Origin of the sequence: Neobacillus niacini (genome assembly GCF_030817695.1) — a bacterium.
GTDB lineage: Bacteria > Bacillota > Bacilli > Bacillales > Cytobacillaceae > Neobacillus > Neobacillus niacini_F.
Genome location: NZ_JAUSZQ010000007.1, coordinates 97,986 through 112,456, shown reverse-complemented (window position 1 = coordinate 112,456; position 14,471 = coordinate 97,986). Strand labels below are relative to the sequence as shown.

Genomic DNA, 14,471 nt, shown 5'->3' with positions numbered 1-14,471 from the left:
TTGTTTTTATTGCAAACGCTTTTATTCGAAAGAAACCATTGTAATCTTTAAGGTGCCAGTCCTCATTACAGAAAATAAAGGAGAAGATATATGAAAAAACCTTCATTTCTAGCCTCGATAGTGGTTGTGCTGAGTGTTATTACTTTATTAGGTATAAGCATTCTTCATTATGGTGTTGCACCTCATATTCCGATTGTCGTCGCAACGATTCTCGTTGCCTGTTATGGCCTTACATTGGGTTACAAATGGAAAGAGTTGGAGAATGCCATGGCGAAAGGGATTTTTTACGGAATCCCATCCATCTTAATTCTCTGTTTAATTGGAATATTAATAGGCGTATGGGTTCTAAATGGAACAGTCCCAACAATTACTTATTATGGTTTACATATCTTATCTCCTGAATTTTTCTTAATGTCAACATTATTGATCTGTTCAATTGTCTCAGTTTTCTGTGGAAGTTCATGGAGTACTATTGGTACTATCGGGGTTTCTTTAATGGGAATTGCGTTCGCTTTAGACATTTCTCCAGCAATGACAGCTGGTGCGATTGTCTCCGGAGCTATTTTTGGAGATAAAATCTCTCCCCTTTCAGATACTACTAACCTTGCATCAGCAACAGCAAAAGTAAATATTTTTGAACATATTAAACATATGCTATGGACAACAATTCCGAGTTATATCATCACATTGGCTGCCTTTACCTCTATCGGATTATTTCTGGATAAGGGCGAAGTAGATAGTAAACAAATCGAAACAATTATTAATGTTCTAAATTACGAATTCATGATTACACCCATCACACTCCTTTCACCACTGTTAATCATTATTCTAGCTGTAAAACGTGTGAGTCCTATTCCATCACTTGTGATCGGTTTAATCGCAGCGATTTTAACCACTTTCTATACTGTTCCAAATGTCGCGATTGAGACCATTATAGGAACAGCACATAATGGTTATGTTGCAGAAACAGGTGTAGAAGCGATTGATAATTTACTTTCTCTCGGTGGGTTAAGCAGTATGTTATTTGGGGTTTCTCTCATTTTAATATCACTTGCCTTTGGAGGAATCATTCAACAAATTGGTATAGCCCACTCCATTATTGAGGGAATTCAAAAAATGTTGAAAACTAGGGGAAATGTTATCGCATCAACCGTTTTCTCTTGCCTTGGCATTAACCTAACTGTCGGTGAACAGTATCTATCCATCATTTTACCTGGGCAGTTATTTGAATCAGCTTATAAAAAGGTAAAACTCCATCCTAAAAATTTATCTAGAACGTTGGAAGATGCAGGGACAATCATCCATCCAATGATCCCATGGGGAGTAACAGGAGTCTTTATTATGTCCACTTTAAATATAGGCATGGAATATGTCCCTTATGTCTTTATTAGTATGATCAACCCGGTTGTTGCGATTATCTATGGTTATACCGGAATTGGTTTGGCACCTTTGCAAGAAGAAGAAATAGAAATAGCTGAAGACACAATTGAAGTAACAAGAAATGTAATGGAAGGTTAATAACTTACCAACTTACTAGGAGGAAATCAAAATGACTTTGACATTACCAACAGAAAATACAACTATACAATCAACAGGTTCATTCGACATGTTTACTAAAATTCAAGGCCATGAACAAGTATTATTCTGTAATGATCCGACGACAGGCTTGAAAGCCATCATTGCGATTCATGATACTACCCTTGGTCCAGCATTAGGCGGTACGAGAATGAGACCTTATCACACATTTGAGGAAGCCTTAGAAGATGCTTTACGGTTATCAAAAGGGATGACATACAAAAATGCTGCAGCTGATAATGACTTCGGTGGTGGTAAAGGAGTTATTATTGGAGACCCAACGAAAGATAAAACTCCAGAATTATTCCGTGCATATGGACAATTTATTGATTCCTTAAATGGTCGATTTTATACGGGAACGGACATGGGGACTGTCCTAGAAGATTTCGTTCATTCACATAAAGAAACAAACTGTATTGCCGGTTTACCAGAGGAGTACGGTGGGGGCGGTGAAACATCAATTCCTACAGCTCTTGGAATTTTATACAGTATTCAGGCAGTTGCCAATACATTATGGGGACACGAAAATTTAACTGGAAAAAGATTTGCTGTTCAAGGATTAGGTAAAGTTGGTTTTAAAGTAGCAGAACATCTACTAGAACATGGGGCTGATTTATATGTTACAGATGTTTCCGACGAAGCAGTACAAACATTAGTAGAAAAAGCAAAACAAATGGGCGGAAAAGCAATCGCTGTCGAGGGTAATGAAATTTATGGAATGGATGCGGATATATTTGTTCCATGTGCAATTGGGGGCATTATCAATGATCAAACCATTGATCAACTAAAAGTACAAGGAATTGCGGGTGCGGCAAATAACCAACTTCTTCATGAAAGTCATGCTAAAGTTTTAAAAGAAAGAGGAATCCTCTATGCACCTGATTATATTGTAAATAGCGGCGGCGTTATCCAAGTAGCGGATGAATTATATGGACCGAACAAAAGCCGAGTATTAAGTAAAACGAAAAACATTTATCGTTCCATTCTTGAGGTTCTAAAACAATCAGAAAACGAAAATATTACAACTGTAGAAGCGGCAAACTTGATATGTGAAAAAAGATTGAATGTAAGAAAGAAAAGAGATAGCTTTTTCTCTCCAAATAAACGTCCGAAGTGGCAAATCCGTCATTAAGCTGGAAATTTAAAAACCCTACAAGAAGTGGGGAAGAGAGCTATATAGTTATGAATACTTTATGAATCAACTATGTGTTTAGATAAAATTCGGTGAACCATATTACAAATCATTGTAATATATAACTAATGATTTTGTTATTAAGATAGTTGGTAGAATAACTGGTGACATTTTTAATAGCTAATTCTCGTATTTTCATTCTTCCACAATCGGGCGCTTTAATGGAGGAAGGATCACAGAAATGATCAAACTTTTTTATAAAAGAATGATTCAATTGAAAATATTAGTAGCTGTATAAAATGATTTCAATCCTAACATCGAACGAACTCGCTTCTTTATAAAACGATGATCCTGTTCCACCATATTATTGAGATATTTCACTGCCTTATTTGGATGCTTTCAGGCATATGTTTCTCTTCTTTTAACTCTTGAATCGCTACAGGATAGGCTGGATTTTTATCGACGGTTATGACGCGAGGTTACAAACATGAGAAGCAGCCAAGGCTTTCTTGAAAAAGCGCTTGGCTGCTTGTTTATCTCTTGATTCATTTAGATAAAAATCAATGGTATTCCCTTCTGAATTGACTGCACGATATAAATACATCCATTGACCTTTTACTTTGATATACGTTTCATCGACTCTCCAAGAGTCATTTGTTGGCTTAAGATGACGACGTACTCTTTTATCTAATTGAGGTCCATATTGATGAACCCAACGCATAATCGTTGTATGAGCCATGGATAAGCCACGCTCCTCCATCATTTTCACCAAATCACGAAAACTTAAGTTGTACCGTAGGTACCATCTCACCGTTAATAAAATAATATCAGGCTGATAATGCTTCCATTTGAATAAATTTTGATTCTCCACACTAACACCATCCCTTTTCTAGATTGATAGTTAGCTGGTCATAGCAATATAGCGACCACAAGTAGATATTTGAAGGATTCGTATAGTGATTTGGCGGATGCTGTGGAAGCTATGCCGAAATTTTAAATCTGAAAGATGATCTTTTGAAGCTGGAATTTTTGTTGGATACAACAGTTTAAGGATGGTTTAAAAAAGTTCTTTCTTGGATGGCAGAAGACAAATGCAACCTAATTTGGAAAAGGTATTATGAAGGTATTGGTGTAGTTTTAAAAAGAGGTATAGATTTTGGCAGACCAATCATATTGATAAACGTTTCTCCGACGCAACATTTATTAATTGATTTCTTATAAGACCAACATGAGTCTTTACGAAGGCGCGCTCCTTCTTTTTTAAAAACCCAAACTAATAATTATTACTTCTGTTCCTTTAACATTCATGTATTGAAAACACGTAAAAATACCCGACAATTCCTACCACAAGATGATCGTAAAGTTGGTGGCTATGAAGATTTATAAAATAGATTCATGGTAGAAGTAAAGGTGATCGAGAAAATCGGAAAAAAGAGTTCAATTGACCATTTAATTGTTACCCGTATTGTAAAGCATGTAAGCCTTAATGAGAATGGCTATCTATAAAAATAGCAAAGGGGGGATGTATCATGTTGAATATCGTACATCGGTTGAATGGGCGATATTCCAAAGAGTATCACCTGTTGCAAACGAGTACGTCGTTGTTGTTTGAACAGACTGTGGTTCACCGTGGTCGTTGGAGTCAGACTAACGGATGGGCTGCATCATAGTTTATCGACCTTCCTCTACCAGCCTTATGATCAGGGGCTTATTCCAGCTACTGATCTAATGGTGTCTGGAACAAGGTATTGGAGCAAATTAACAGCATTACAAAAATGTGAGAAATAACAAAGACGATTAAAATCCTAACATGAATGCTAGTTAAAACTTATAGGGTACAATGACAGTTCATTTTTTCTTGGTTTCATTGCAAGCGTTTAAAATGTAGGTTCTATTTGTAAAGATAGAAACCCCACTCCAGGCGGCTGCACTAACAGACTGTACAGAAAGGAAAAACGCCTTTCTAACATTCTATAAGTGTCGCTTTAGCATTAAATGGTCCGATAACCACGGTCTGTACGGCTTACACCTACATTCCGTAGGTTCCTGTTCCATTTACGGCAAGCCGCCATACTAAACGAGCCGAAGACCTATAAAAGATAAAAATCCTAAACCTAAAATCTTAAGAACAATGGAAAGCAGCCTTCAGGCTGCTATTTTTATTGGAATTTTTCCCTCTGCCTTCCGAATCGTACAATCACACAATCCGACTAACCTTCAAACAGGGGCAGATTCCTAGGCTTCGCCCTACCCCTGTTTGAAGCTAAGTCAGAGCGTCAGACGTTCAAGGGGCATAAAACTTTTTTATTAAGAACACTTTTTGCAACATAAAAAACTTTTACGCTAAGAGCACCCTTGACCGCCTGCCGATGCTCATTGTTCGTTCTACTTGCAAAAGGGGAAAAATCATCCCCCTTTGGGGAACTGATTCGCTTCGTAAGTCAAAAGGAAAAAGAAAAAATCAAAAACAAAAGGGAGTTTTGAAAAATGGAATTAACGTCAATCTTTGAAGTCGTACGAATCAAACAAGAAATTAAGGAATCAACTGTACCATTTGCACTTTATACAATCCGTTCACCAGAGGATGCTCAAACTTTAGCCATGGCACATATCGCAGATGAAGACCGAGAAGTTTTTCTTGTTATGATGCTTAATACGAAAAATCAGGAAGTGGGGTTACATAGAGCCCATGTAGGAAGCTTAAATGCTAGTATTGTCTGTAATGAAATGCGCTATTCTCAATAATGCAGCATCTATTATTGTGAGCCATCAGCACCCAAGTGGTGATCCGACACCGAGTAGGGAAGATATAGAAGTCACTAAAAGACTTGCAGAGGCCGGAAAAATTATAGGAATTGAAGTTCTTGACCATGTGATTGTTACCCATACTGGAAAACATGTCAGCTTAAAAGAAAAAGGTTATCTATAAAAATAGAATAACGAGTAAAGGGGCTTTGCCCCTTTGCTTAATGAACGAGAATGTAAGAATAAGGGAGTTAAAGGCGATAAAGTCCGCAGCCAGATACTTCATCTTCTTGGAAAAGTCCACCTACATAATAGCCTTTGCTTGATTTTTCTATCTTCAATCCTTTAAACTTGTTTCCATTCTTAAGTCAATACACAATTTGTTCGACTAACTGATAATCTCAGCAGTAAACAAGAAGCGATTGAATGGCTCGAAACCATGATGGAAGAAGTCGCAGAGAGGAAAGAGGGGTAGCTCCCTCTTTTTTAACTTTAAAAAGTGTACCGAAGACCATAGGAAATTCCCGGTCTAACGCCAGGAATCGTGTAGCTTGCTTCGCTTTGCTCCTAATGATTGAAAGAGCGTACTGCCTCCATGATTTCTTTTGGATCGGGTTCTATGGCAGAATATCCTGTTGTCGTTTTTTTGTTGAATTGAATCTTAAATACCCTATACAGGGTCCAATTGAAAAACACGAAAATAGCAATAACTGACTCACCGATGAGCGAATTTTCGTTTTGAAAGAATTAAAGGTTACTTTTATAATAAAGTTGTTTAAAAACATTAGTCATGTTATTCCACAATCGGGCCATATTGTGGAAGAAAGGTTGGAATAATTGTTGTTTATTGACAAGTATAATATTTAGCATGGTGAACGGTATCATAAGTAAGTGCGATTTTTATTATCTAAAAAACTAAAGCCGATAACCTAAATAAAGTGTAGCCTTTGTAAAGGACATTTTAAAAAGATTATCGGCTTCTTCAATTCAAACCTCAAACAGTAGCAAAGGCCAAACGGTCATTGAACAGGCTCAGCAGCTTGGCTTCTAATGTTGCATAGTCGTAAATGCGTTGTTCGTTTTGGTCGAAGTACATGATTTTGTCGAGTGGGATGGTTAAGTTTAGTGACTTATTGTTTTCCTTCCATGTGTTTTCGGTTTTGACGAGTAGTTCGCCTAGTGTTGTTTTGACATGGTAAATAGCTTCGCTACCGAGTAGTTCGACAGAGATGACCTGACCTGTTAAGTTGAGTGCTTGTTCTTGTTGTTGGTCAATTAAAATATGTTCGGGTCTAATGCCGACAAATACGTTGTTATGTTCCACGATATTTGTTGGAGGAGAGCCGATAAATTTGGCAACAAATAAGTTGGCTGGGTTCATATAAATTTCTTTTGGTGTGCCTTGTTGCATAATTTTTCCTTTGTTTAAGATGATAATGTTATCGCCCATCGACATAGCTTCGAGTTGATCGTGTGTGACATAAACAAATGTTTTGTTTAGCTGGGCATGTAGTGTTGAAATTGTTTGGCGCATTTGATTTCTTAGGCGAGCATCTAAGTTTGAGAGAGGCTCATCCATTAAATACGCAGCAGGTGATTTGACCATGGCACGTGCTAAAGCTACACGTTGTCTTTGGCCCCCTGACATTTGTGCAGGTAATTTGTTTGCTTGGTCTTCGAGTTCGACCATTTTGAGTGCATTGAGAACTACTCGTGTACGTTCTTCTTTTGGCATGCCTTGTACTTTTAGGCCGTATTCCACGTTTTTGTAGGCAGACATATGTGGATATAGGGCGTAATTTTGGAATACCATGGCGATTTTGCGGTCTTTTGGCTCGAGATACGTAACGTCGTGATCATCAATTGAAATTTCACCGGATTCGATGTCTTCTAACCCCGAAATAAGTCTTAGTAATGTAGATTTACCACATCCAGATGGTCCTAAAATAACTGTAAAAGATTGGTCTGGGATTGTTAATGTCATATGATCGACAACGACTTGCTTATCATATTTTTTATAAATATTTTTTAGCTCAATCTTGCCCATTAAAATTGCCCCCTAGCAATGCTTCTTTTAAGTGTTGTTGTTCATTTTTCTCGATACCGACTGCTACTAAATAGTTTTGTACATTTTCGTAGTTGTCTTCAATATATTGGAGTGTTATTCGTGCATCGTCTTTATTCGATTCGAAAATAAAAGCCGGCACTTCATAACCTGCATTAGCGATTTTTTGCTTTTGATGTATAAATACAGGCTCCATTAGTGTGGCGCTCCAGCTATAATCTTCAATAATTGTTTCTTTTTCAATATCGCAAAGTAAAAGAAGTAGCATCGCAATTACACCTGTGCGATCTTTTCCAGCAGCACAATGAAAGAGAACGCCATTATTTATGTTGTAGGAGATAATATTAAAAACTTTTTTAATCGATGGCTGGTTATTTTTTAAAATATCAATATACACATTTGCTAAAGAGTCCATTTTAATCATATCGCTAGCATTGTTAAGCATACGGTCTAAAAAAGGTACATGGACATACTGAATGTCAGGGTCGTGCATAAACGTATCAGGACGTTCTTCTACTTCTCTTGTGCTTCGTAGATCAATAATTGTACGCACACCATACTTAATTAAAAATGCTTCGTCTGCTTTCGATAATGAATGCAGGCCATCACTTCTTAATAATTTATGTTTCAAAATCGTTTGGCCATTTGGCGCTCTGTAGCCACCTAACTCTCGTAAATTGTAAGTTCCCTCAAGCATGATTAGTTTCTCCGTTAAGTAGGCTATCATTATTTAATTCCTTTCTTTAAGAACGTATCCATAATTGAACGCTGTAAAATGATGTAGGCAATAAAAATCGGTATACAAGAAATCGTCGTTGCGGCCATAAGTGAGCCCCATAAATTACTGTCGTTACTTACAAATGATTTTAACCCGATTTGGATGGGTGAGCTTTCGAGTGTGCGTGATACGAGCATTGGCCATAAATAATCATTCCATGAGCTAATAATTAAAATGATGCTGAGTGCTGCAATCGTCGGCTTCATATTCGGTAATACAATATCTACTAAAATGCGCCACTCGCTAATGCCATCAATTCTTGCTGCATCAAATAATGCTTTTGGGAATGCATTAAATGATTGGTATAAATAAATATTGGCAAACACAGAGCAAAGACCAGGTACGATAATGCCCCAAACGGTGCCGTTAATGCCAAGTTCGTTAATTTGAACATAGTTTGGTACCATAATCGCTTGTAGTGGAATTAACCATGTAACAGATAGTGCTAAATAAATAAGCCCTTTAAATTTAAAATCCCAACGTGTAAAGGCATAGGCGAATAAAATCGCAATAATTAATTGGCCGGCCGTTGTTAAAATACTAATCGTTACAGAGTTAAGTAGCATTTTAACAAGAGGCATCGTTTCAAAAGCATAGCTATAGTTAATAAATGTTAGGTCTGACGGAAATAACGAAAAACTAAATATTTCTGATTCGCTTTTTAGAGATGAAATAACCATCCAATATATCGGGAAAATGGATAATATCGAAAAAATGATCAGCACGAGATGGTTTTGTATATTAGCTTTTTTTATCATAAAATCCTCCACTAGTTATCATAAAATGTAACTTTTTTTGTTATGATTTGTAGGATGATGGCGATGATGCCAAATAAAATTAAAAACATAAGTGATGCGGCTGCACTTAGCCCGACGTTCATATCTTTAAAGGCAAAATCGTACATAATGTAATAAAGATTTGTAGAGGAGCCGTAAGGTCCACCAGAAGTTAATACGTCGATAAACGCAAATGTCCATTCATTCGCGAATAAAATGCTCATCGTTAGTATTAGCATTAACGTTGGCGAAATAAGCGGAACCGTAATCGTATAAAACATTCTACGTTTACTAGCACCATCTAAACGAGCCGCTTCGTAATAGCTTTGGTCAATGGAGCCAATGCTCGCGGAAAAAATTAATGTACTAAAGCCGATCATTTTCCATCCAGCAATTAACGCAATCATAAATTTTGCCCAAAATTCATTTGTGAAAAACTGAATGCCGTTTTCAATAAGTCCTAGTTGTAACAAAATATTGTTTACTAATCCATTCGTTGGGTGCAGTAGCCATTGAAAAATAATGCTGATTGCTACAGGTGCAACAATCATCGGGACAAATAGTAATGCGCGGTAAAAATTCCGATAGCCTTTTGATAGCTCCTGTGTCATATTCGCTAAATAAAGCGGGATGATAATCGAAAAGGGTAGCATAATAATAATGTAAAAAAGCGTGTTATAAATCGCTATGGAAAAATCTTTATGTGAAAACAGTGTTGTAAAGTTTTCAAAGCCTACAAATTGAGGAATTGTGCCAGGAAGCATATTCCAGTCATAAAATGTATAAGATAAGTTCTGTAATAAAGGTTTGTATAACCAAAACGTAATAAGTAACACGGTCGGTAAAATAAATAAGTATGGTAGCCAGTTTTTCTTTCGTTTTGTTGTCCTTTGGCTCCATTCAGATGACGTTGGCGATTCATGAATTGTAGTGTCACTTTTAATAACCATAAGAGCTCCTTTTAATTAAAAATTGTATGTGGCCAGAAATGGCCACCATGTAACTTATTCTAAAAGTAAGTTAATTTCTTCTTGTGTCTCTTTCACTACTTCGGCTACGTCTCGATCTGTCGTCAATGCTTTATCGAACATATCTAAATAAAGCTGCTGTACTTCGTTCGCGGTTTCACCAGGCCAAATTGTGGCAGGTTTAATATTTGATAGACGTTCAATATTTAATTTAATAATCGGGTTTTCGTCTACGAAGCTTTTTAAGTAGTTTTCATCTTCAGCTAAGTAAGGACGTAAAGGTAAATAGCCGATATCTTTTGTAATAGTTGTGTAACCTTCATTACCTGTAATATATTTAACAAATTCCCAAATCGCTTGTGCCTTTTGCTCTGAGTCTGGTCTTACAGCAATCGCACTACCTGAGTTTGTCGGAATTGATTCTTCGCCTTTAAAGCCTGGCATTGCATATCCATATAAATCCCAACCTGCAGATGCAGCAGTTGATTTAAAGCCGCTATAAAGTGAAGTCGATTGAAGGTGCATCGCTGCATTACCAGATAAAAATGCTTGAACAGCATCTGTATCTGTACCACCGATTGCTACATTTTCTGCGTAAAATTGTTTCCATGTTTCTAACGTTGAAATGGCATTTTTATTGTCAAAAACAACAGCAGTTTTATCTTCGTTTAAAATTTCTGATCCCCCGCTATATAAAATACTGTCTGATACCCAACCAGTAGAGTTTGATGGAGATAATGCTAGACCATAGATACCGGTTTTTTCCTTAATTTGTTTCGCCATTTTAAACATTTCTTCCCAAGATTTTGGGGCAACTGTTGGGTCTAAACCAGCCTGTTCAAAAATATCACCGTTAACATATAAAATTGGTGTACTAAATGTGAATGCCATACCGTACATTTTGTCTTGAATAACACCTAATTGTAATGCAGTGTCTGGAATCCCTTCAAGGTGAGCGTCTAGCTCTTCTTGTGGGAAAGCATCTTCAAATGCTACTACGCCTAAATCGTTACGCGCGCCGTCTAATCCAGGGAATGTTTGTTGAATAATGTCTACTTGTAAACCAGATTGAATATCTGTTCTTGATTTTGTGTAATCTGCATCAACGACACCTTCAACGACAATACCTTTTTCAGCACCGATCGTTTCGTTAAAGTTATTAATTAATTTTTCGACACCGTCTTTCATGGATGCATTACCAAGGCTATACGAGTAAAAAGTGACTTTTGTCGGTTCGTCAGGGTTTAATAAGTTCTCTTCCCATACAACTTCTTCTGATGGAGTTGTTGTTTTTTCTGTTGTACTGTCATCTTGTCCACAAGCAGCTAATAGTAATAATGTGAAGATAACCATAAAGGTGAGGATTAGTTTATTGTTTTTCATCGTCATTCTCCTTAAACTTTTGTGTTTTCTGTAGCGTGTTTTCTAAAGGCTTGTTCGTATTTTACTGTATAAAGTCGTTCTAAATCAGGTTTAATCTGTGAACGTTTCATTTCGATTAATTTATTTTTCACTGTGTAAACGTTATAGCCGCTTTGGTTTGTCAATGAAAGGCAGTTATCCTTTTCTTTTACTAATCCAAATGCCACTCCTTCTGCCGTAAATTGCGGGATATGCTCGATATAGTGTAAGCCGTTCATATGTGTATGCCCTGTGAAAACGCCAATGGTATCACTATTTGTAAGGATAGAAGTAAGTTTTTTTGCGTTCTCCATGCAAACTGCTTCTTCCTCCCAGACGATTGGGTGATGCATAAAGACTAATGTTCCATGCTGATAATTTTCTGCTAAAGTTTGTTCGAGCCACTGTAATTGTTCATCCTGAATTGCTCCGCTATGCTCACCAATAATTGCTGAATCTAATACAACAACGCGGTAATTTTCTAGGTTTTTCACATAGTAATAAGCATTTGTATGTTCTTTGCCTAAAAATACTTTGTTGAAATTCTCTTTCACATCGTGGTTACCTAAAGTTAAAAACACAGGCGTATTTGGTACGTATGTGTCTAGTAGTTTTTTTAGCTCTGCATATTCCTCAACAGATCCTTCGTGAATTAAGTCTCCTGTAATCGAAATGAATTCTACATCCTCAAGTACTAAATCGATTAATGCCTGTTTAAATTTCTCATTGTGGTTCGATAGTTTTTCGAAAATAGGCTTCAAGTTTGTTGATTCAAGGTCCTGTAGTAAGTGCGTATCAGTGAAATGTACGAATTTCATTTTTACTCTCCCTTTTTTGTTGTAATTTATCTGACGAATCAAATGTACAACATAACGGAGTAAAATTCCATTTGTTTATTGTAAAAAGAATGTAAATTCTGTGGATGTGCAACTTTACAATTTTCGAAGATGGAACATGGTAAGATAAATGCATCTATATGAATGAGTTTGGAGTTAGGAGTGAGCAATGAGGATGGAGAAAAACCCGTTATTAGTCATTGAAAGTATGTATGGAGGATTTCATCGCGGAGAAAAGAAAATTGCAGACTGTATTTTAAGCAATAGTAGCTTTATCATTAAAAATAATTTAAAAATGATTTCCTCACATGTGAATGTTTCAGAATCAAGTATTATTCGTTTTTGCCAGCTGCTCGGCTATCGTGGTTTTAGCGATTTTAAAGTCGCATTAGCGCATCATTCAAAAAAGTTAGATGATGAAATTTTTCAAATTGAAAGCTTGGACTCGGCAGAAGCGATTACGAAAGCAACGTTGTTAAATAATATGAATGCTCTAAAAAACACGCTCGATTTTATTAATTACGATGAGCTAGAAAAGGCCGCAAAATTAATTGCACAATCGAAAAAGGTCTTTATTGCAGGATCTGGAAATTCTGGCTTTATAGCGAAAATGTTTTATAGTCGAATTTTGACGACAGGATTAAATTTAGTGTATGCGACAGATTCATATGGCATGAAGCAAATGCAATTTATGTTGGATGATGAAATGGTTATCATTGGAATTTCGCAATCTGGTAAAACAGCGGAGCTCATTGAGTTATTTGAAACTGCATTACAAAAAAGTGTGCCAACAATTGCATTAACGGCGAGCACGAACAATAAGCTCACTTCATTAGCCAATATCCACCTCGTGACAGCAATATCAAATAGCAATTATATTCGCAACTACTACGCTACAGAGGTCGTATTTAAATCAATTCTCGACAGTTTAGCTACTTATATTAATATACTGTTAGGTATAGAAAGCATAGACCAATCAAATACAATTGCTCAAAATATTTTCTTAGAAGCAAAGGCGCTGATGAAGAACATATGAGTTCGGTACTGACCAAGTTCGATATGCAACCCCACCTCAATTATGTCATATGGTGGGTTTTTTCTCTTTATTGCTATTTAATAGCAATACGTCATATTTCATATTACATGAGGAAAATAAAACTTAATTTAGATATACAAAGGAGAACTTTACCATAAGTTAGTGTGGTTTTTAATCATGAAACCTACGCAATCACTTAGTTTTCAGGGAATTAACATTCCCATTTGAAAAAAACGATGACCTGGACATACAGACATGAGCCTACTTTTATCCTAATAATTGGTTACACCTCCATCAACAGTATAGATAGATTGTGATAAATATGAGGCTTCATCAGACAGCAAGAAAGAAACCACATATGCAACTTCTTCAGGTTCACCTATTCTTCCAATTGGAACTAAGGCAGCAATTGCTTTTCTTTGCACCACGCCAATAAAAGACTTCTTCAAGTAAAGGGTTGCTTATGTTCAATAAGTACGAACCTGTTTCAACGGCCTTTGATCTTCAACAATCGGGCGCTTTTCTTGAGTAACGAATTTAGTAATCAACTTTTTTCAAAAAATATGTGTTTGATTGTGGGTTTTAAGTCATAAGTAAACAACTATTTTCATTGTGAATATCATGAAAATAAGACTGAATTGAAGTTTGAAGGAAATAGAACCGTTGTGGCAAAAAATTACAAGATTTTGATTGTGCATGATGTGAAAGAAAACGTCAAATATACCAGATTTTAAATGGAATGATTCTTTTTTGGACAATAATTGTTTTACCAAATAACATAAATATAAAACTATAAGAAAACCTTTCATTCTATTAAAATTGAAAATGTAAGCGTTTTCTGTTATGATAAATAGTGGGTTGGATGGCATGTGTGGCCGTCATTGTATTTGGCGTAGGTGGGGCCGATACTGGGGACACATGTAGATTTGTCTTTGTGGTTATATACTTACCATGATTCGTTGCATCATGTGGAAGGTTTAGGCTGAAGGAGAAATACATGAAAAACCTCATATAAATATGACGTGCTGGATCGTTTTAATTGCTATCCAGTTTTTTATTTAATGAATTGGGAGAAGAATGAAAATCCATATTGATTTAGTTCAACTCCACAAAATTGGCAGTAGATAGAATCAATCAAGAGTTAAATCCAAGAACTGAA

10 protein-coding genes and 3 pseudogenes are annotated in these 14,471 nt (G+C 36.3%); 5 read left to right on the top strand and 8 right to left on the bottom strand.

What is annotated here, in order from left to right; genetic code table 11:
• Positions 1 to 90 precede the first annotated feature (90 nt).
• Together nhaC and QFZ28_RS28415 are read left to right on the top strand one after the other, a co-directional pair.
• A complete protein-coding gene (gene nhaC / locus QFZ28_RS28420) occupies positions 91 to 1,518 on the top strand; it encodes a Na+/H+ antiporter NhaC (RefSeq protein ID WP_307197951.1) in 1,428 nt (475 codons plus the stop codon).
• A gap of 31 nt (positions 1,519 to 1,549) precedes the next feature.
• Complete coding sequence (locus QFZ28_RS28415; RefSeq protein ID WP_307197950.1) at positions 1,550 to 2,707, top strand: Glu/Leu/Phe/Val dehydrogenase dimerization domain-containing protein; 1,158 nt, start codon at positions 1,550 to 1,552, stop codon at positions 2,705 to 2,707.
• 270 nt (positions 2,708 to 2,977) lie between these two features.
• Here QFZ28_RS28415 and QFZ28_RS28410 read toward each other — a convergent pair.
• Positions 2,978 to 3,578 (bottom strand): annotated as a pseudogene (locus QFZ28_RS28410) (IS6 family transposase).
• Positions 3,579 to 3,608: 30 nt separating this feature from the next.
• Here QFZ28_RS28410 and QFZ28_RS28405 point away from each other — a divergent pair.
• Positions 3,609 to 3,704: pseudogene (locus tag QFZ28_RS28405) on the top strand (tyrosine-type recombinase/integrase); the annotation flags it as partial.
• 1,490 nt (positions 3,705 to 5,194) lie between these two features.
• Positions 5,195 to 5,636: pseudogene (locus QFZ28_RS28400) on the top strand (JAB domain-containing protein).
• Between the two features lie 810 nt (positions 5,637 to 6,446).
• Here the strand turns inward: QFZ28_RS28400 and QFZ28_RS28395 are convergent.
• From QFZ28_RS28395 to QFZ28_RS28370, 6 genes are read right to left on the bottom strand one after another with little or no spacing between them, the layout of a single operon-like run.
• Entirely contained in the window at positions 6,447 to 7,499 is a 1,053-nt protein-coding gene (locus QFZ28_RS28395) for an ABC transporter ATP-binding protein (protein WP_307197949.1), read from the bottom strand.
• Entirely contained in the window at positions 7,486 to 8,214 is a 729-nt protein-coding gene (locus QFZ28_RS28390; RefSeq protein WP_307197948.1) for a tyrosine-protein phosphatase, read from the bottom strand. The genes QFZ28_RS28395 and QFZ28_RS28390 overlap by 14 nt, the downstream gene beginning before the upstream one ends.
• 29 nt (positions 8,215 to 8,243) lie before the next feature.
• Entirely contained in the window at positions 8,244 to 9,053 is an 810-nt protein-coding gene (locus tag QFZ28_RS28385) for a carbohydrate ABC transporter permease (RefSeq protein WP_307197947.1), read from the bottom strand.
• A gap of 11 nt (positions 9,054 to 9,064) precedes the next feature.
• Positions 9,065 to 10,021 (bottom strand): carbohydrate ABC transporter permease, encoded by a 957-nt coding sequence (locus QFZ28_RS28380; RefSeq protein ID WP_307197946.1) that lies wholly within the window; start codon positions 10,019 to 10,021, stop codon positions 9,065 to 9,067.
• Positions 10,022 to 10,075: 54 nt separating this feature from the next.
• Entirely contained in the window at positions 10,076 to 11,422 is a 1,347-nt protein-coding gene (locus QFZ28_RS28375; protein WP_307197945.1) for an ABC transporter substrate-binding protein, read from the bottom strand.
• Between the two features lie 11 nt (positions 11,423 to 11,433).
• Positions 11,434 to 12,258, bottom strand: a complete 825-nt coding sequence (locus QFZ28_RS28370; RefSeq protein ID WP_307197944.1) for a metallophosphoesterase family protein — start codon at positions 12,256 to 12,258, stop codon at positions 11,434 to 11,436.
• 187 nt (positions 12,259 to 12,445) lie between these two features.
• Between QFZ28_RS28370 and QFZ28_RS28365 the strand changes: the two genes are divergently transcribed.
• Positions 12,446 to 13,312 carry a MurR/RpiR family transcriptional regulator gene (locus tag QFZ28_RS28365; RefSeq protein ID WP_307197943.1) on the top strand — a complete coding sequence of 289 codons (867 nt, stop codon included), beginning with the start codon at positions 12,446 to 12,448 and terminating at the stop codon, positions 13,310 to 13,312.
• Between the two features lie 272 nt (positions 13,313 to 13,584).
• Here QFZ28_RS28365 and QFZ28_RS28360 read toward each other — a convergent pair whose 3' ends face one another.
• Positions 13,585 to 13,761: an SDR family oxidoreductase gene (locus QFZ28_RS28360; protein ID WP_373428176.1), complete on the bottom strand. Its 177-nt coding sequence runs from the start codon at positions 13,759 to 13,761 to the stop codon at positions 13,585 to 13,587.
• Positions 13,762 to 14,471: the final 710 nt, after the last annotated feature.

Excerpts from the sequence above, each read along its gene's own strand:
- QFZ28_RS28385 (WP_307197947.1), bottom strand. The coding sequence starts at position 9,053 with ATGATAAAAAAAGCTAATATACAAAACCATCTCGTGCTGATCATTTTT.
- QFZ28_RS28380 (WP_307197946.1), bottom strand. The coding sequence starts at position 10,021 with ATGGTTATTAAAAGTGACACTACAATTCATGAATCGCCAACGTCATCT.
- QFZ28_RS28395 (WP_307197949.1), bottom strand. The coding sequence starts at position 7,499 with ATGGGCAAGATTGAGCTAAAAAATATTTATAAAAAATATGATAAGCAA.
- QFZ28_RS28375 (WP_307197945.1), bottom strand. The coding sequence starts at position 11,422 with ATGAAAAACAATAAACTAATCCTCACCTTTATGGTTATCTTCACATTA.
- QFZ28_RS28390 (WP_307197948.1), bottom strand. The coding sequence starts at position 8,214 with ATGCTTGAGGGAACTTACAATTTACGAGAGTTAGGTGGCTACAGAGCG.
- QFZ28_RS28365 (WP_307197943.1), top strand. The coding sequence starts at position 12,446 with ATGAGGATGGAGAAAAACCCGTTATTAGTCATTGAAAGTATGTATGGA.
- nhaC (WP_307197951.1), top strand. The coding sequence starts at position 91 with ATGAAAAAACCTTCATTTCTAGCCTCGATAGTGGTTGTGCTGAGTGTT.
- QFZ28_RS28370 (WP_307197944.1), bottom strand. The coding sequence starts at position 12,258 with ATGAAATTCGTACATTTCACTGATACGCACTTACTACAGGACCTTGAA.
- QFZ28_RS28415 (WP_307197950.1), top strand. The coding sequence starts at position 1,550 with ATGACTTTGACATTACCAACAGAAAATACAACTATACAATCAACAGGT.